The sequence below is a fragment of the Sorangium sp. So ce1153 genome (assembly GCF_051521595.1).
Taxonomy (GTDB): Bacteria; Myxococcota_A; Polyangia; order Polyangiales; family Polyangiaceae; genus Sorangium.
Genome location: NZ_CP150361.1, coordinates 10,603,632 through 10,620,492 on the forward strand (window position 1 = coordinate 10,603,632; position 16,861 = coordinate 10,620,492).

Annotated in this window: 15 protein-coding genes and 1 pseudogene; 7 read left to right on the plus strand and 9 right to left on the minus strand. The window is 67.7% G+C overall.

Going from position 1 to position 16,861, the window contains the following annotated elements; all coding sequences use genetic code 11:
* The first annotated feature begins 47 nt into the window (after window positions 1-47).
* Window positions 48-188: a hypothetical protein gene (locus WME85_RS38345; protein WP_437828170.1), complete on the plus strand. Its 141-nt coding sequence runs from the start codon at window positions 48-50 to the stop codon at window positions 186-188.
* 487 nt (window positions 189-675) lie between these two features.
* Here the strand turns inward: WME85_RS38345 and istB are convergent, their stop codons facing one another.
* Complete coding sequence (gene istB / locus WME85_RS38350) at window positions 676-1,464, minus strand: IS21-like element helper ATPase IstB (RefSeq protein ID WP_437826890.1); 789 nt, start codon at window positions 1,462-1,464, stop codon at window positions 676-678.
* Complete coding sequence (istA, locus tag WME85_RS38355) at window positions 1,461-2,948, minus strand: IS21 family transposase (protein ID WP_437828171.1); 1,488 nt, start codon at window positions 2,946-2,948, stop codon at window positions 1,461-1,463. The genes istB and istA overlap by 4 nt, the downstream gene beginning before the upstream one ends.
* 171 nt (window positions 2,949-3,119) lie before the next feature.
* On the opposite strand from istA, the gene WME85_RS38360 reads away from it, so the two are divergent.
* The gene (locus WME85_RS38360; protein ID WP_437842472.1) at window positions 3,120-4,337 is read left to right on the plus strand and encodes a DDE-type integrase/transposase/recombinase; all 1,218 of its coding nucleotides are present in this window, start codon (window positions 3,120-3,122) and stop codon (window positions 4,335-4,337) included.
* Window positions 4,324-5,145, plus strand: coding sequence for an ExeA family protein (locus WME85_RS38365; protein ID WP_437828173.1), 822 nt, complete (start codon window positions 4,324-4,326; stop codon window positions 5,143-5,145). The genes WME85_RS38360 and WME85_RS38365 overlap by 14 nt, the downstream gene beginning before the upstream one ends.
* Window positions 5,146-5,356: 211 nt before the next feature.
* On the opposite strand, the pseudogene WME85_RS38370 reads toward WME85_RS38365, so the two are convergent.
* A pseudogene (locus tag WME85_RS38370) lies at window positions 5,357-6,457 on the minus strand (IS1 family transposase).
* Window positions 6,458-6,897: 440 nt separating this feature from the next.
* On the opposite strand from WME85_RS38370, the gene WME85_RS38375 reads away from it, so the two are divergent.
* Window positions 6,898-7,398, plus strand: a complete 501-nt coding sequence (locus WME85_RS38375) for a CARDB domain-containing protein (RefSeq protein ID WP_437828174.1) — start codon at window positions 6,898-6,900, stop codon at window positions 7,396-7,398.
* A 103-nt stretch (window positions 7,399-7,501) separates the two neighbouring features.
* Window positions 7,502-7,900 (plus strand): hypothetical protein, encoded by a 399-nt coding sequence (locus tag WME85_RS38380; RefSeq protein ID WP_437828176.1) that lies wholly within the window; start codon window positions 7,502-7,504, stop codon window positions 7,898-7,900.
* Window positions 7,901-8,101: 201 nt separating this feature from the next.
* On the opposite strand, the gene WME85_RS38385 is transcribed toward WME85_RS38380, so the two are convergent.
* On the minus strand, window positions 8,102-9,247 hold the full coding sequence (locus WME85_RS38385) for a 2'-deoxycytidine 5'-triphosphate deaminase (protein ID WP_437828178.1): 1,146 nt from the start codon (window positions 9,245-9,247) through the stop codon (window positions 8,102-8,104).
* A 725-nt stretch (window positions 9,248-9,972) separates the two neighbouring features.
* On the opposite strand from WME85_RS38385, the gene WME85_RS38390 reads away from it, so the two are divergent.
* Both WME85_RS38390 and WME85_RS38395 read left to right on the plus strand, forming a co-directional pair.
* Window positions 9,973-11,127 (plus strand): SDH family Clp fold serine proteinase, encoded by a 1,155-nt coding sequence (locus WME85_RS38390; protein ID WP_437828180.1) that lies wholly within the window; start codon window positions 9,973-9,975, stop codon window positions 11,125-11,127.
* Between the two features lie 12 nt (window positions 11,128-11,139).
* On the plus strand, window positions 11,140-11,319 hold the full coding sequence (locus WME85_RS38395; RefSeq protein WP_437828183.1) for a hypothetical protein: 180 nt from the start codon (window positions 11,140-11,142) through the stop codon (window positions 11,317-11,319).
* 191 nt (window positions 11,320-11,510) lie between these two features.
* Here WME85_RS38395 and WME85_RS38400 read toward each other — a convergent pair whose 3' ends face one another.
* From WME85_RS38400 to WME85_RS38420, 5 genes are all read right to left on the minus strand, one after another.
* On the minus strand, window positions 11,511-11,753 hold the full coding sequence (locus WME85_RS38400; protein ID WP_437828185.1) for a hypothetical protein: 243 nt from the start codon (window positions 11,751-11,753) through the stop codon (window positions 11,511-11,513).
* On the minus strand, window positions 11,750-12,310 hold the full coding sequence (locus WME85_RS38405) for an RNA polymerase sigma factor (protein WP_437828187.1): 561 nt from the start codon (window positions 12,308-12,310) through the stop codon (window positions 11,750-11,752). The genes WME85_RS38400 and WME85_RS38405 overlap by 4 nt, the downstream gene beginning before the upstream one ends.
* Window positions 12,311-12,873: 563 nt before the next feature.
* Window positions 12,874-15,144 (minus strand): molybdopterin cofactor-binding domain-containing protein, encoded by a 2,271-nt coding sequence (locus WME85_RS38410; protein ID WP_437828190.1) that lies wholly within the window; start codon window positions 15,142-15,144, stop codon window positions 12,874-12,876.
* Window positions 15,145-15,146: 2 nt separating this feature from the next.
* Window positions 15,147-15,605: a (2Fe-2S)-binding protein gene (locus tag WME85_RS38415; protein WP_436621557.1), complete on the minus strand. Its 459-nt coding sequence runs from the start codon at window positions 15,603-15,605 to the stop codon at window positions 15,147-15,149.
* Window positions 15,602-16,249, minus strand: coding sequence for an Isoquinoline 1-oxidoreductase subunit (locus WME85_RS38420; RefSeq protein WP_437828193.1), 648 nt, complete (start codon window positions 16,247-16,249; stop codon window positions 15,602-15,604). Before WME85_RS38420 ends, WME85_RS38415 begins: the two co-directional genes overlap by 4 nt.
* Between the last annotated feature and the right edge of the window lie 612 nt (window positions 16,250-16,861).

Genomic DNA, 16,861 nt, shown 5'->3' on the forward strand with positions numbered 1-16,861 from the left:
CTGGGTTTCCACGGGGCGCCGAAACGCACCCGTGGAAAGGACCGTTCGTGGACCTCCTCAAACCCAGAGATCACGCGGAGGAAATCGCCCTCTTCCGCCACGGCATCATTGGCCAGCTCTGCGCTCGCGACCTCGAGCATGGCGATCTGGTCGAAGCGTTGCGCGCCCTCGCCAAGGAGCGCGTGTGATCGACGTCAACTACTCTTGCCGGTCAGCGACAACTATTTCTGCCGGTTGCGGCCAGGTCCTTCCTCTCGCCGTTCCGCTCCGCCCCTCGGGATCCCGTTCGCGTAGTTGTCGTCACCTCCGCCGTAATTGTCGTCGTGTTCCCCGTCCTACTTCCGCCGCTCCCTCGCGCGCTCGCTCCTCGCGTAGTTGTCGTCACCTCCGCCGTAGTTGTCGTTCCGCCCGCATCCCGTTCCTTCGCGCCCACGCCATCGAGGCCTCGGCCGTGAGCCCGCCGTGGCGACGCGGTGCCCCGACGCGCTCCCGCGTCCCCGGGCCCGTCACTGCGTGCCGAGGCCGTTCCCTTCCCCCGTCCTCCTTCCGCTCTCTCGCCGTCCATGCCTCTCGCGCCCACGCCATCGACACCGCGGCCGCGCGTCCGCAGCGGCGATGCGGTGCCCCGACGCGCCCCGCGCCCCACCCCCTCGCAGCGCACCGTCGCCGCCTCCCTCATCCGTCGTCCTCGCTGTTCCTCTTGCCTGCGTTGCGCTTCTTCGCCTCCTCCGCCCGCACGCTTTTGCGCTCGATCTCGATGATCGTCGCGTGATGCACGAGCCTGTCGATCGCGGCCGCTGTCGCCATCGGCGTCTTGAAGATCCGGTCCCACTCGCTGAAGACCAGGTTGCTGGTGATGATCAGACTCCGGCGCTCATACCTCTCGGCCATCAACGTGAAGAGCACCTCCGCCTCGTCCGCGGTCTGCTGCACGTAGCCCAGGTCGTCGAGCAGGATGGCGTCGAAGACGTCCAGCGCCCGCAGCGCCCGTGGCAAGCTCAGGTCGCGCCGGGCTGCCAAAAGCTGCTGCACCAGCTGGTAGGTCGGCGTGAACAGCACGCTCCTGCCCGCGTCCACCAGCGCGTGGCCGAGCGCGCAGGCCAGATGGCTCTTGCCCACGCCGGGCATGCCGAAGAGCAGCACGTTGCCGGCGTGATCCACGAAGTCGCCCCGTGATAGCTCCTGCACCCGCAGCAGCGCCGACTGCGGCACGCGCGTCTTGTCGAGTGTGTCAAACGTCTTGCCCGGCGGAAGCTTCGAGGCGCGCCGCAGCCGGTCGGTGCGCCGCTCCTTGCGCCCCGCGGCCTCGAGCTCCAGCACCTCGGCGACGATGCCGAGCGCCTCGCCGTGCCCACCAGCGACCAGCCTTCGCACCAGCTCGCCGGCCGCCGTGGGCAACTTCCACTCCGACAAGAGCGCCGTGATCCGCGCGCCCATCTCGGGCGTGTACGTCGCGGCGCTCATGACCCACCTCCGGCCGCGAGCAGCGCGTCGTACTGGCCCAGGTCGGGCGCGCCGATGCGCAGCGCCGGTATCGCCGGCGTCTCCGGCTGCGCCAGCGCCTTGACCGCCGCGTAGTCGAACGCTTCGCCGCGCTCGAGCAACGCCGAGAGCGCCTGTTCCACCGCGCGCTCACCCGTGCTCGCCGCCAGGTGCAGCACGCGCACGTACTCCACGTCCGCGCGATCGCCGCGGCGCTCGCGGAGAGCGTCGTAGGCCTGCCGGAACACCAGCGACGGGAACAGATCCTCGCGGTAGCGATACGCCGCGAACGCCCCCGGCTTCCGCACCAGCGACCAGACCACGTGGCGGTAGTCGATGCGATGCGCGCACTCGCCGCGCACCCGCGGCATCGTCTCGACCACCTTGCCGGCGTACCGGACCTCGACGGCATCGGCGAATAGCCGTGCCTCCACTTCATGCCCGATGAGCCGCGAAGGCACCGAGTAGATCCGGCCCGCGACCGGGATGGTGCTCCACTTGCGGACCGTAACGACCACGCGCGTGTACTCGGGCACGCGGCACGAGGGCAGCGGCTTGAGCGCGGCGCGCTCCTCGGCGAGGAGCGCCTCACGGCCCTTGTGAAACTTCTCCTCGACGACGCGCCCGACAAATGCCATGTAGGCCTCGACGGTCGGGAAGTCGCGGCTGCCTCGCAACAAGAGCGCCTGAGCGAGCGCGCTTTTGAGCAGGTGATGTGCCTTCTCTACGATTCCATTCTCATGCGACTCGCCGGGCTGGATGCGCGAGGCCTGGAAGCCGTAGTGCTCGACCACCTCGGCGAACCGCCGGGTCAACGTGCGCCCGCCCGTTTTCACCAGCTCGTGGGTCGCCGCTGACAGGTTGTCCTGACGGATCCTGTCGGGCACCCCGCCGAGCGCCCACAGCCCGCCCTGCAGGCCTTTGACGAGCGCCTCGAAGGTCTCGCCGAACGCGAGCTCGACGAAGCGCCAGCCGCTGTAGGCGAGCACGAGCTGGAAGAACAGGTGCACGAAGAGCACGCCGGCGATGGTGACGTCGAGCTCCGTGGCGTGCGTGAAGTCCATCGACGCCATGCGCGCCGGCGTGTGCTCCTGCGGGAAGTAGACTTCTTTCTCCGGCCCGTGCTGCGCGCGCCACTCCCGTACGCGCCGCTGGAGCGTGCGTAGCTGTCCGGGCTCGAACACGCCGGGCTTTCTGCGCACAAGGTCGTCGAAGATCGTCTTCGCCTCCAGCTTGCCCTCCTTGTCCGCGACCAGCAGCGGCTCGACCTCCGTCGCCCAGATCTCCGCGAACGGGTCCGGTCGCGTGCGCCACGCCCGCGGCTGCCTCGTCTCCGAAGGCAGCGGCCCGCGCTGCCACGTCCGCGCCGTCCTCTCGCTCATCCCGGCGGCCGCCGCAGCCGCCTCCAACGTCTTGCCTTCCATCCGCTTCTTCCTCAGCACGCGGACCTGCCTGTCGCTGACCATCCGGGCTCCTCGAGCCCCGGCACCCGGCCGGAGCCCTCCGCTCCGCACCGTCGCACAGGCCGTCCGCACGGCCGCCACCACCGGCAAATCTAGTTGTCGTCAGGCGGCAGAAGTAATTGTCGCTGATCACGCGTGCGCCCGCCCGGTAGCGCGTGCACGCGCTCCTTCGCGGTGCCGACCCTCGAGCGCTGGCTCTATGCCTACCGCCAGCGGGGGCTCGAAGGCCTCTGCCCTCGCGCCCGTCGGGATCGCGGTCGCGGCCGCGAGCTCGACCCCGTGTTGAGACAGCTGCTGTGCGACATCCGGCGGGAGCACCCCGGGGCCTCGGTGCCGCTCATCCTGCGCACGCTGCGCGAAGACGGACGCCTGAGCGCCACGGTCAGCGCCTCGACCGTGCGTCGCCTCTACCGTCAAGAGGGACTCGACAAGATCCCGCAGCGCGATGGCAAGGGGCCGACGACCCGGCTCAAGTGGCAGGCCGAGCGCCCTGACGCGCTCTGGCACGGCGACGTCTGTCACGGCCCGACGCTTCATCTCGACAGGCGAAGGATCCCCGTGCGGATCCACGCCCTGCTCGACGACGCATCGCGCTTCCTCGTCGCCATCTCGGTCGAGAGCGACGAGAAGGAAGATACCATGTTGCGGCTGCTCGTCCGTGCCGTCCGGCTCTACGGCGTGCCCGACGCGCTGTACCTGGACAACGGCGCAACCTATCGCGGTGACGCCTTGCGCCTCTTCTGCTCGCGCCTCGGGATCACGCTACTGCACGCGCGCCCCTACGACCCGCAGGCGCGCGGCAAGATGGAGAGATTCTGGCGCACGCTTCGGGAGGGGGTGCTCGACCACCTGGGCGCGATCACGTCGCTGGACGATATCTCCTCTCGTATCCAGGCCTTCATCGATGTCCACTACCACGCGTCCCCGCACGCCGGCCTGATGGGGCGCGCGCCGGGGCTTGTTTACGCGCCCGGGCAGCGCGAGATCGACGCGCTCTCCGAGACTCGCCTGCGCGACGCGCTCACGATCCGGCAGCGTCGGCGCGTGCACCGCGACACGACCGTCTCGGTCCGCGGGCAGCTCTTCGAGCTCGACCACGGCTACCTCGCCGGCCGCATCGTGACCGTCGCCTATTGCTTGCTCGACGAGCCAGTCGCCCCGGTCGTCGAGATCGAGGGGCAGCGGATCCCCCTTCGCCCCGTCGACCCGGTGCACAACGCGCACGTCAAACGGCCGCCACGTCGTTCCACGACGAGCGGCGCGTTGCCCACCGAGCAGCAGGTCGCCTTCGACCCAGGCGGCGTGCTGCGCGACAAGGCGGTGCGCGAGGCGGCCCGGGCGGCCGACGCGAAGGACCCCGATGGAGAGGAGGACCTCGATGCGATCTTCTGAGCTTAGCTTCTTCGGCCTTCGCACCGCGCCCTTCTCCAAAGAGCTCGAGGATGCCGAGCTGTGGTTGCCGACGTCGAAGCAGGTGCTCGTCGACGATCTCGAAGCCGCGCTCCTCGAGCGTGCCAGTGTGCTCCTCGTCGGGGAGCCCGGCGTCGGGAAGACGTGTGTGTTGAGGGCCTTACGGCATCGGCTACCCCAGGCAGGATTCCGTCTGACTTACTGCCACAATGCGACGCTCGGCCGCCGCGACTTCTACCGGTATCTATGCCATGCGCTCGGCCTGCAGCCGACATCTAGCGCCGCCAACCTGTTCCTCGCGGTCGAGCGGCATGTCCACGAGCTGCGAAGAGATCAGGTGCATCCGGTGTTTCTCCTCGATGAGGCCCATCTGTTGCACCCGGACATGATGGCGCATTTGCATATCCTCTTGAATCACGAGTGGGACAGCCGCGCCCTCCTGTCGATCATCCTTGTCGGCCTTCCGGAGCTCGAGGGCCGCATGGCCCTGCGGTCGCACCGCTCGCTGCTTACGCGCATCCATCACCGCTTCATGATCGAGCCGGCGACGGTGGAGGACACGGCGGAGTATGTCGCCTTCCGGCTGAAGGGCGCCGGCGCCGAGCACGAGCTCTTCTCGCGGGAGTCGCTCGCCGCTCTGCACGAGGTCGCGTCGGGCTCGCTGCGGGAGATCGACCGCATCGCCTCGGCGGCGATGCGGGAATCGGCGCGCCGGAAGCGGAAGCTGGTCGACCGTGACGCGGTAGCCCGCGTCGCGGAGGCACTCACGCTCTCCTCGGCGCTCGGCTGAACGGCAGCGCGCGGCCCGCGAGGCTCGTCGGCCTCGCGGGCCGTGTCGCGCCAGGCCCACGATGGCCATCGCCTCGCCGCGCCGACGGTGGCCGGCAGGATGCCCATCGCGCCGCCTGGCGCCGGGGGCAACGTCCACGATGGCCATCGGCGGAAAGAGACACTGCCGAGCAGCCGTGAGATGGCCATCGGCCAGGCGGGGCACGGCGCCATCAACGGGGCGGCTCGGTAACACGGGGCTTCGGGCGCCACGAGAGCAGGTCGAGCTGACCGGTCGACTCGACGGGGACGGGTATGCTCGGGGTCGCGGCGACGGGCACCGGGGCGGGCGGAGGTGGCGCAGGGGCGACGGGCGGGCTCGGAGCGGCGCCGCCCTGGACCACGCGCAAGAACCCGCGTCCTGCGGGGAGTTCCCGGGCGGCCCCCTCCGGCTTCACGTGGGCGAGCGGCCGGGCGATGGGCTTCTCGCTCGGCGCGTCGGACATGAGCTCGTCGAGCAGCTCCTCCAGCGACCACACGTGGTCGGTGATGCCGGCCTGCATCGCCGGTGTCACGCGGAGGGTCTTCACCACGTGGCAGAAGTTGTAGTGCGTGTAGGCGAGCGCGACGGCCGCCCTGTGGTTCTCCATCTTCTTGGAGAACGCCAAGCAGAGCCGACGCAGGCGGCCGTTGACGTGCCTCATGGTGAGGTTCAGGCGTTCGGAGTAGGCCGTCGACGCCTTCGCCATGTCGGGCGCGCCGAAGACCGCTCGCTTGACGATGAACGGGTCCCGGGGCGGTTCGTAACGATGGTCCGGACCGCGGCGGCTCCCCTTGCGGTAGTGCTTCACGGTCTGCGCGAAGGTGCTCGACGGGCCGAAGCTCGTCCCCACGGACGACACGTACGGCGCGAACCCATCGCTCGTCATGAGCTGCGGCATCACCACGAGCCGCGCGCGAAGGTCTTCGATGAAGCGGTCCGTGCTCTACTGGTCGCGCTTGCCGACGTAGAACGAGACGCAGAGCCGGCTCGACACGTCGATCGCGGCGAAGATCCACCCCTCGCCGACATCGACCGCATCTTCGATCGGGTCCACGCGGTGGGGCTTCTTCGCGACCCACCCCCATAGTTCATCGAAGGTGATCAGCGAGCAGGACAGATCTCGCACGCGCCGGTCATGCAGGCGCTCAGCGCCCTGCCCGGCCAAGAGCGCGAAGCGGTTGATCGTCGGCCGACTGACGCCGGTCATGCGCTCGACGGCGCGCTCGCTGTTGCCGTCCACCAAGGCCGCGAGCACGGCAAGCCGCCGCTCGCGTGGGAGCTCGTTCGCCACGGGACCCTTGCCTCTCCCCAGGCGCGGTCGTACCCTACGCGGTGCGATGGGCGCGAGGTAGGCGACTGCCTGGCGTTTCGCAGCCCCGTTTTGGTGCCAGCCAAGACGGGGCGCTTTCGTCTAAGGTCCTCTGATTATACGGCTCTTTAGCGAGGGAACTGCTCGGAACGGCGTGAAAGAGGGGCGCTAGGACAGCGGATGTCATAGCGGACGGGGCGCGTTGCAGGGGTGGGTGCGATGAGCGACTACTCGCGGAGAGAAGCGGTGGACCGGCCACGGCGCGCGTAGTCACGCTACTGTAGCATTCTATACACTGCAACGGGCGGGGCCACGGTCGCAGCGGCATGTCCTATTGACGCATTCTTACGACTGACGTATGAGCAACATGCGGCGGTGTGCGCTAACCGCTATTAGTAATATGCGCTGGAGTTCGTCTGATCATGCAACAGATGTTGATTCGCACGGCTGTGATCGTGACAGTTCTCGCCGTTTCAGCAGGCGGATGTGCAGTGGATCCTGTGGGTTTGGATGGCAACGAGGAGCCTCTTGAACAGGCCACGCAGACGGTCGATACCCCTTTGCCAGACGTTGTAGTGCAGAGCTTCACAGTGGTGGATGTATCCGGAGGGGTACAGATGACCGCTGTCATCAAAAACCAGGGGGCGGCCAGTGTCACCAGCACCGAGTGGATGGCCGTTGTGAGCCATCGAAAACCCGTGAGCCCGCTACAGCCGACCAATTGCACTCTATATGGAGGAACCTGGGCGCCGAACACAGGCCCGCTTGCCGCTGGGGCGTCGCGCACGTTCTCATACACGATCACTGGATGGACGGTTAGCGCAATGGAGTCGTGTATTGGAACTTGGTACTCTAAGACCGATTGGGCCAACCAAATAACCGAGTCCGACGAGAGCAACAACATCAAGTACGGGAAAGACTGACCGACTGCAGCAGGTGGCGTGCGATGGCTATTGTCGCTGTCACCTCACAGCCCGGCACATCAACGGGCGCAGGCGCAGGCTCGCGCTCTCGTTCAGCAAGAGCTTGCGCAGCCATCGCGCCGCCGTGGCGCCCTCGGTCGCGACGTACAACCTGACGCGCGCCCACGCGTCGCTCCGCGCGTCGCCCGCGATGGCTGCGGGGCTCGTCGCCGAGCTCTGGTCGGTCGAGGATCTCGTCCGGGCGGCGCTGGCGGAGCCTGCCGCCGCGCCGCTCGTCCCGCAGGCGCTCACCCTGCCGGCGCAGACCGGGCCGGTCCGGCAGCTGCCCGGAGGGTTGGCTGCGGCTCGTCTCGGGTGGGTCGGCCCCGTCAGCGCGCGTGGCGTCGCAACCACCGCGCGTGGCGCCCGCGGCAGCCGTGCCGGAACCGGAGCCGCCGCCTTCAGAGCCGCCGCCCTCGCCGCAGCGATGCGCATGGTGCAGCTCTCGCTGTTTGAGACCTAGTGACGCACGTCTCCGCCGAGCGCTAGACGCTCCGGACCGCGCGGACGAGTACGGTGCTCGGACAGCGGATATTATAGCGATAGGGGCGCGTGGTTGCGCCAGATACACCCGTGCCAGACGCTCTCCGTCAGGCCCGGGGGCACCGTCACCGCGCTCGCTGGCAGCGAGGCACCACGACCAGAAGCGAAGGGCACACCTTCCCTACTCTGCCCATAGGCCCAGTTGAAGCAACGGGTCAGATACCGCCTTAAACTGTTTTGCGAGTCGTAGCCCTTGGCCTTGGTAATGAGAGTCAAAGTCGACACCATAAAGCGCAGCCGGTGCGTCGGTATTTCGAAAATACCGCAATCTAAATAAGTGCTGCCCGTGCTGAACTAAGAATGGCATGTCTCGGTTACGCACCTCCAAAACAACATGGGCTCCAGTGCCAGACATCCCGAACCCACTGTCAAAGAACCCGGCGTAGTGCGTGCGAACCTCTCCACTTCTCACGTCAAAGGCCACCATTTCAGCGCACATTTGCGGCGGAATGCGGACTCTCTCGTTTGATGAGAAGATGTAGAACTCTTCCGGGAGCAAGATAAGTGGCTCGCTGCGACGCCCCGGTATATATGTCCAATAAGGGCGAACCTGGTGGTCTTTCCTTGAAAAGTCTACAATCGGGGTGGCTTTCCTCGAAACGTATCCAACCGTCTCGTCTCCGCTGCCACGAAGCCGCACGGTGAGTAATATACCGTCGTCGATCTCGAGATCTTTGGATGCAATTGGAATACCAGCAGCAGTGCGAACCAGCTGATGTTCGTCAACGAGAGAGCGCAGCTCATCATCCGGGATCACCGCATCCCGGCCCGTCAGCAGACGCAGCTGAACCAACGAGTCACCTTCCCGAAGCTTGATCGGAAATGATCGGGTCATTAGATCAAGGTACAACTTCCCCTTATACCCAAGTGGTATAGAATCAAAAACGTGGCCATCCTCCGTGATTACACGGGCTAGCATGTCAAGACGACCTGCGGAGCTCTTCGGGTTCGTGGCGCCCCAGATATGCTCCGGCAACGCTAGATCTTCAGTTAAGGGGATGAGATACGTCTTGTCGCACTCAAATACATACCCATCGGTCAGATCGATCTCATATACGGCAAATTCCTTGATGAGCGAGGTTGCCGTACTACGCATTCCCGGGACTGGCAAAAAGCTGCACCTAGTGCGGTAAGCCTTCGGACCGAGACGTAGATCGATGCTGTTAGGCTGGAACTGTGCAGTGCGTAACCCACCAGGTGCTGTAATCGCGCCCGATTCAGCGAACCGCCTTAGATCCTGGATCGGCAAAACACCGGACATCAACATCTCTGCACTGTGACCCTATATTGCTTCTGGTTCTGCCTCGCCGCTAATCGGCATCATGGCCTTTCCGGCACTCGACCCACATTTCTCCAACATAGATGCAATCGCAGCGAGTCGCGCGCGCATATTCTTGAGCTGGGCCTGCGTGCCTCCGCACTGCTTAACCTCCCACGCTTCGCGATGCGCCGCGCGATAGGCGCACTCCAGCATATCCACGAGTATGGCGCGTTCGTGAGTCGTCAGGTCAAGCGCAGCCATGGCGTGTCGGTCCTAGTACGGGACGAGGCAGGCGGCAAGCGCACGCTACGATCCAGCCAGATCGTACGTGGTACTTGCCTCCTGCAAGCACCCGAGCCGAGTTCAGCCGCGACGTCTGGGACGAGAACGGCCTCCTTCTTAGGACTTGACGAGGCGACGCGCTACTGAAACGGCAGGGTATCCTGAGTGCCGCCGTCCGAGATGTCGCCCTCCGCGGCGGCACCCGCGATCGCGCGCGCCTCGTCAAGGGGAAAATGTTGACGCCGCGTGACGCTACATGTAGCGCTACACGCGCCGGTAGCCACCACCCGTAGTAGCTCGCACCGACGGCGTAACGCGAACCCCCGCAGACGAACGCCGACGTGATAGCGTCCCACGCCACGCCTCGTCGCGGCAATGCAGGTCTCTGTTCCCGTGGGCCATCCTGATGCGGATCTCTGAAATCTACCAACGGTGAGGAACGGTGCTACATGGGAGTCTATTCTGAGTATCTGAGCCGCGGACTGGACTTCCGCGGCGTTGAAGCTGAACGGAAAGCACAACTGCAGCGGATTGCGCAACTTCGGGGCGGACGCGACGTATTAGTCATCGCCGCCGATATCAGCAAGTCGACGGCTCCAATTGCAATCGACTACTCAGACCTTTTGCCGACAAACGATCAACTATCGAATCTAGGCGGGAAAGATATCGATATAATACTTGAGACTCCTGGCGGATCGGGGCCCGTTGTCGAGGACATCGTTCGACTTGTCAGGGGACGATACGCCAGTATGGCAGTAGTAGTCCCGGGGTGGGCCAAGAGCGCTGGTACTATAATGGCGATGGCCGCTGACGAAATTCTGATGGAGCCGGTGTCGGCTCTCGGCCCGATCGACGCGCAGATCACCTGGCAAGGAAAGCAGTTTTCCGCGGAGGCTCTGATTGAGGGCGTCAAGAAGATCAAAGAAGAAACTGCTAGCCTCGGACAGCTAAACAAAGCGTATATACCTATTCTCCAGGGCATCTCGCCTGGTGAGCTAGAGAACGCCAACAACGCTCTTGAGTTCGCTAAGATCCTCGTCGAGCAATGGTTGGCTGATTACAAGTTTCGAGCCTGGACAAGGCACTCCAGCAGCGGGCGAGAGGTGACGTCGCAGGAGCGTCGCGCCAGGGCGAGAGAGATCGCCGAGAGGCTCTGTAATCATAAGGATTGGCGGACGCACTCTCGCTCAATCAAGATCGATGACTTGAGGGCGATGAGGCTCCTCATCACGGATTACTCAACGGTGCCAGAGTTGGCGGATGCCATCCGCAGGTACCACGCGCTCCTGCAGGTCACTTTTTCGTTCGGAGTCTACAAACTCTTCGAGACGTCTAGTTCGCAGATATACAGGATTCAGGCGGAGCAGCCCGCCGTAGCCAAACCTGCGGCAGGCAACGTTGCTGTGATGGACGTCACATGCGGCAGGTGTGGTGCCGTCACCAAGCTGCAGGCAAACTTGGGCGTGCCATCTCCACTTCGACCTGGCCTCATCGCGTTTCCGGCGGATAACAAGTTTGAATGTGGCTCGTGCAAGGCGGTTACCGATTTGTCGGCACAACGAGCGGAGATTGAGTCTCAACTAGGGAAGCGTGTCGTAGCTTAGAGCAGGAGAACCATGAGCTCTCATATCGATTTGTTTTCTCTTCTAAGTGAAGAGCTAGATCGGGACAGTGACCTGTCTGGAGATATCGAAGCGGCGGCGCGTGTAAGATTAGAACATCAGGCTATCGCGGAACTACGCCAAGCGGTTTCGGAGCTCGTCGATCCAGCGCCGGTCGTCTACACGGTTGCGTAGACGGCGCTGAGCGCTAAGCGCGTCTGGTAAGGTGAACCAGGGCTCCCGCCGCTTCGTTGACCCAAACAGCGGATTTCTAACCGCTCTCCTCGCTGCCCACCATCCGCGTCATGACGGCGATCTCGCGCAGGACCTCGCCGGGCGTGCGCCTGACTGGTGGGGCTATCTGTGCCGCTTCGGGGCGCGCGTGTTCATCGGCGCCTCCGGGCTGGCCCGCCCAAGCGCCTGGCGAGCGCTTCCAGCGCTCGCCAGGCCTTGTTCAGCAGGTCATGGGCTTCCTCGACCGCCCCACGTTCGAAGCGGTCGAGGTGGTCGCGCTGGAACCTCACCGCTGCGTACGCCAGGCGGAACGTCTCCTCGGCGAGGCGCTCCGCCTCGGCCTGGAGCTTCGCGCGGACGTCCCGCGCGCGCCTCGTGCGCTTGCGCCGCTTCATCGGCGCCACCGCCGGATCTTGAGCGCCAGCATGGCGCGCGCGATGCGGAGCCGGCTGGCCGCGGTACCTGGGCTCATCCCGCGCTGCGCGGCGTACGCGGAGAGCGTCTCCGGGGCGTCGACAGCCAGGAGGATCTCCCGATGGCGCGGCTCCAGCCGTTCGATCGCCCTGAGCAGGTCGCGCGCCTCTACCTGCGCGTCGAGGTTCGGACCAACGAGCCCGCGGAGCAACCCGAGCGGCTCCGCGTGCAGGATGGCGCGGCGCACGTAGGCGCTCTCGAAGTACTTCGACGCCTGGCGCCACGCGATACCGTGCAGCCACTTCCGGAGCGCGTCGCGCGGCTTGTCCCTCGGATCCGGCCGGTACTTGCCGCGCCGCACCGCTCGCCACGCGCCGAGGAAGACCTCTTGCTCCACGTCGTCGCGGTCGCACTTCGGGATGCCGGCGAGCGTGGCGCGGACGATGCCGCGCTCGGCAAGGATCGCCTGTATCGTCGGCTTCTTCCGAGGATGTCGAGCGGCAGGCGGGCGTCCGGCCCCCTTCCGCGGGCGCTTCATCCGCTCCTCCCGCAGGACGCGCACCGGCGGGCGTCGACCACGCCGGGCGACAGCAGGCGCTCCACGGTCGTCTCAGCGACGCGAGCGGCCAGCAGGACGAGCGCGGGCGACCCGCGGCCGATGCCGCAGGCGACGCCGGCTAGCGTGCGGACGTGGACGCCGCCCATGGCCGCGGAGACGGCGCGCCAGCTGCCGAGGCGAGCCTTGAGCCCGCGCAGGGCAGCGCGGAGGCGTCTGGTCTCGTTGGTGGTGAGGGATAGGGATCGGCTTCGATGGTACGAGCGGCGTGTAGGTACACGTCCGCCTTGCCCACCGTCGGGTGGCATCAGGTACAACTGCATCGTCGGACCTCGGTTCTGTCGGGGTTCGGCCACGCAGCCCGGTCGGTTGCCGCCGACGCGGGCTGCACTACTTCGGGCCGAAGTCTACCGACGAGGACTCGACATCTGGCCAAACTTGGCCAGTTTCACTCAACCTTGGCCACTACCTCTCGACAGCCCCCGGGCTGAATTTCAATTCACCCGTCCCCCCCGACACCCTTCGACTCGAGCCCCCCGCCCCCTTCACAGCCCCAGGCGCCGCAGCGGCAGCTCCCGCGCGCGCGTCTTCGTCAAGGCGAACACAGCGTTGGCGATCGCCGGCGCGACCGGCGGCACCCCCGGCTCCCCGACGCCGCCGGGCGGCGCGTCGCTCTTCACGAGCTCCACGTGGATGCGCTTCGGCACCTCCGGGCTCCGCACGACCTGGTAGTCGCGGAAGTTCGTCTGCTCGACCGCGCCGCCCTTCACCGTGATCGCGCCGTGGAAGGCGATGCTCATCCCGAAGACGACCGCGCCCTCCATCTGCGAGCGCGCGCGGTCCGGGTTGATCACCGTGCCGGCGTCCGCGACGAGCCACACCTCGTCGACCCTCACCTTGCCGAGCGCGTCCTTCGAGACCGCGGCGACGACGGCCACGTACGTGAGGAAGCTCCGGTGCGCGGCGAGGCCCACCGCGCGCCCCGCCTTGCGCGCGGCCTCCCACCCCGAGAGCTCCGTCACCCGCTCGATGACGTGCCGCAGCCGACCCACGTCGACCGGGTGCTTCTCGATCGGCGCCCCGTAGTTCGGGACCTTCGCGACGCCGAGCTCGGCCAGCGTCGCCTGACGCGCCGGGCCGAGCACCTCGAGCAGCACGTCGCGCGGATCCGCCTGCCGCGCGTGCGCGATCTCGTCGATGAAGCTCTGCACCGCGAAGGCGTGGAAGATGTTGCAGACCGACCGGAGCCAGCCGATCCGGACGTGCGCCGGCGCGTCGCACGCCTCGGCGCGGACGTTCGGGGCCGACAGCGCGAGGTCGAGCACGCCCTGGCCGAGCTCGCCCTCGCTCGGGGTCTTCGCCCTCGCGTCGAACGTCGACGGGATCGGCGGGAAGGCCGTCCGGTGCAGCCAGGCCGTCACCTTGCCCGTCGCGTCGAGCCCGGCCGTGAGGCGCTGCGCGCTCACAGCGTGGAAGTAGTCGCTCTGCACGTCGTCCTCGCGCGTCCACTGCACGCGCACCGGCGCCCCCATGGCGCGCGCGAGCAGCGCCGCCTCGGCGACATAGTCCGGCTTGGACTTCCGGCCGAAGCCGCCGCCGAGGAACGTCACGTGGACGGTGACCTTGGCCTCGTCGACCCCGAGCGCCCGCGCCACCTCGGTGCGCGCCGCCTGGGGGTTCTGCGTCGGCGCCCACACCTCGCAGCCGTTCGCGTCCACCCGCGCCACCGCCGACGGCGGCTCCATGGGCGCGTGCGCCAGGTGCGGCACGTAGTACTCGGCCTCGATCGTGCGCGCCGCCGCCTTGAGCGCCGCGTCCACGTCGCCGACCTTCCGCAGGACCTTGCCGGGCGCGCGCGCCGCGCTCGAGAGCGCCTCCCGGTACGTCGCCGAGTCGTACACCGCGTTCGGGCCGTGGTCCCACTCGATCTGCAGCGCCGCCCGGCCGCGCATCGCCGCCCAGGTGGAGTCCGCCACGACCGCCACGCCGCCGAGCGGCTGGAAGCCGACCGCGCCGCCCTTCGGGCCAGGCAGGTCCACGAGCTTCTTCACGCCGGGGACGGCGAGGGCGCGCGCGCCGTCGTACCGCACGACCTTGCCGCCCACGACCGGCGGGCGCGCGATGACCGCGGTGAGCATGCCCGGCAGGCGCACGTCCGCGCCGAACTGGGCGGCGCCCGTCACGATGGCCGGGCCGTCGAGCAGCGGCAGCGGGCCGAAGGCGCGCTTGAGCTCCGCGACGGGGCGGAGCGCGACGGTCTTCGCGTCGGGCACCGGGAGCTTCGCCGCGTCGGCGACGAGCTCGCGGAAGTCCAGCGAGCGCTTCGACTTCGCGTGGTGGACGGCGTGCTGCTCGGCGACGCACTCCGCGGCGGGCACCCGCCACTTCTTCGCGGCGGCCGCGACGAGCATCGCGCGCGCCGTCGCCCCCACGCGCCGCATCGGCTCGTAGCCGTCGCGCACGCTGCGCGAACCGTCGGTGTTCTGATCGCCGTAGGCCTTGTCGCCGATGCCCTGCACGATCTTCACCCGCGCCATGTCGGCGCCAAGCTCGTCGGCGATGAGCACGGGCAGCGAGCTGCGGATCCCCTGCCCCATCTCCGACCGGTGGCAGACGATCGACGCCGTGCCGTCCATCGCGATGTGCAGGAACACCCCGGCCCGGAGCCCGGGCTCGCCCGGCGCGGGCTCAGGCCCGGGCGGCGCGGCGGGCGCGGGCGGCGCGGCCTCGGCGAGCCCGAGCGCGAGCCCGCCCACCGCGAGCCCGAGCCCCGCGAGGAACGAGCGGCGGAGGAGCACGACGCGTTGCTGTTCCATCTTCACTCCGTGGGCAGGCCGGCGGCCTTGCGGACCGCCGCGCGGATGCGCGTGTACGTGCCGCACCGGCAGATGTTGCCGGCGAGCGACCTGTCGATGTCGTCGTTCGAGGGGCGCGGGTTCTTCCGCAAGAGCGCGGCGGCGCTCATGATCTGCCCCGCCTGGCAGAAGCCGCACTGCGGGACGCCGAGCTCCACCCACGCGCGCTGGAGCGGGTGATCGCCGCCGGGGCTGAGCCCCTCGATCGTCGTCACCGAGCCGCCCGCGGCGCGCTTCACCGGCGTCACGCACGCGCGCACCGTCTCGCCGTCGAGGTGCACCACGCACGCCCCGCAGAGCGCCTGGCCGCAGCCGTACTTCGTCCCCGTGAGGCCGAGCACGTCGCGCAGCACCCAGAGGAGCGGCATCTCCGGATCCACGTCGAGCTTCTGCTCGGCGCCGTTCACCTTCAGGATGATCATGGACGGGCCTCCTCGGGCGGGCACGCGGCGCCCGCCTTCACCCACGCATCGACGAGCGCGCCGAACTGCGCCTGCGAGCCGGGCGCCTTCGTGCGGCCGTGGCCGGGCGCCCACCCCCATGCCACGAGCTCGTCGTGCGCGGCGTGTTCGACGATCTGCGCGAGCGTCTTCTTGCCGTTGCGCGCCGGATCCTTGACCTGCGCGCAGATCGCCGCCGGCGAGCGGCCGAGCCACGCCATCTCCACCGGCGCGAGGTGCCAGCCCGGCGCGCCGGGCACGCGCGCGAAATCGAGGTTCTGCGCCTGGTGGCACGACGTGCACTCCAGCGCGGCGATCCCGCGATCGTGCGGCCCGCGCTCGACGGGCGGGTTGTGGCGCTCGCCGCTGTCGCCCTGGCGCGGGACACCGTCGTGCGGGTGGCAGTTCACGCAGCGCGGGTGGAGCAGCACCTTGCTCGCCTCGAGGAAAAGCGAGGCCGCGCGCGCGTCGTTGTCCCGGATCGACGAGAACGCCTCCGGGCTGCGGAGCTCGCCCGGGGGCACGGGCGGCAGATGGACCGGCCTGGGTGCCTCCGCGGGAGGAGCGTCGCACGCCGCGGCGAGGAGGCCGACGCCCGCCAGGAAGCAGAGAAGGAGAGGCTGCATCGCTCGGCGTAGACTGCTTGTTTCGGGCGCGCGACACAAGCCTTTCGTCGCCAGGGAGGGAGACAGGGAGTATTTGACGATTTCCCTCCCCGTCTCCCCGCCTCCCCTGTGAATTTTCCGGACGATTTGAGGTGATGCCTCAGGTGGAAACCCCCTCGCCGCTGCGGCGATCTCATGAGGAAACGCGCGATCGGACTCCCGTCTGTGCAGCGCTGTGGTCGGCGTCGGAAACCTGCTGCCGCCAGCGCGACATCGCCGCGCCCGCCACCGGCGTCGCGGCGTCGCGGCGTCGCGGCGTCGCGGCGTCGCGGCGTCGCGGCGTCGCGGCGATGTGGCGCGGCTCGCACCGCTCGATGACAGCGAACGTGAGTACACGCAGAGCGCGCGCGAGAGCTGCCCTCCGCTGCTTACATGCCTGTAGCGAACTGTCACGAGGGCTCCCTGCAGCGCGGCCTCACGCCACGATGCGCCATGCCGACTCCAGCTCATGCCCGCCTAACCCCTCGACTCGAGGCGCTGGCTCGCCGCGTGCAAGCTTCCCCCCGGCATGAGCAAGACGGTAGGAATGGGCGAGGCTACCCAGCCATCGCCGTGCCGAATCGCCCCAGCTGA

What these genes read in the sequence shown, in the direction of transcription:
- WME85_RS38405 (WP_437828187.1), bottom strand. Translation starts at nt 12,310, where the DNA reads ATGAAGCGCCCGCGGAAGGGGGCCGGACGCCCGCCTGCCGCTCGACAT.
- WME85_RS38365 (WP_437828173.1), top strand. Translation starts at nt 4,324, where the DNA reads ATGCGATCTTCTGAGCTTAGCTTCTTCGGCCTTCGCACCGCGCCCTTC.
- istA (WP_437828171.1), bottom strand. Translation starts at nt 2,948, where the DNA reads ATGGTCAGCGACAGGCAGGTCCGCGTGCTGAGGAAGAAGCGGATGGAA.
- WME85_RS38410 (WP_437828190.1), bottom strand. Translation starts at nt 15,144, where the DNA reads ATGGAACAGCAACGCGTCGTGCTCCTCCGCCGCTCGTTCCTCGCGGGG.
- istB (WP_437826890.1), bottom strand. Translation starts at nt 1,464, where the DNA reads ATGAGCGCCGCGACGTACACGCCCGAGATGGGCGCGCGGATCACGGCG.
- WME85_RS38420 (WP_437828193.1), bottom strand. Translation starts at nt 16,249, where the DNA reads ATGCAGCCTCTCCTTCTCTGCTTCCTGGCGGGCGTCGGCCTCCTCGCC.
- WME85_RS38375 (WP_437828174.1), top strand. Translation starts at nt 6,898, where the DNA reads ATGCAACAGATGTTGATTCGCACGGCTGTGATCGTGACAGTTCTCGCC.
- WME85_RS38385 (WP_437828178.1), bottom strand. Translation starts at nt 9,247, where the DNA reads ATGTTGATGTCCGGTGTTTTGCCGATCCAGGATCTAAGGCGGTTCGCT.
- WME85_RS38395 (WP_437828183.1), top strand. Translation starts at nt 11,140, where the DNA reads ATGAGCTCTCATATCGATTTGTTTTCTCTTCTAAGTGAAGAGCTAGAT.
- WME85_RS38390 (WP_437828180.1), top strand. Translation starts at nt 9,973, where the DNA reads ATGGGAGTCTATTCTGAGTATCTGAGCCGCGGACTGGACTTCCGCGGC.
- WME85_RS38400 (WP_437828185.1), bottom strand. Translation starts at nt 11,753, where the DNA reads ATGAAGCGGCGCAAGCGCACGAGGCGCGCGCGGGACGTCCGCGCGAAG.
- WME85_RS38415 (WP_436621557.1), bottom strand. Translation starts at nt 15,605, where the DNA reads ATGATCATCCTGAAGGTGAACGGCGCCGAGCAGAAGCTCGACGTGGAT.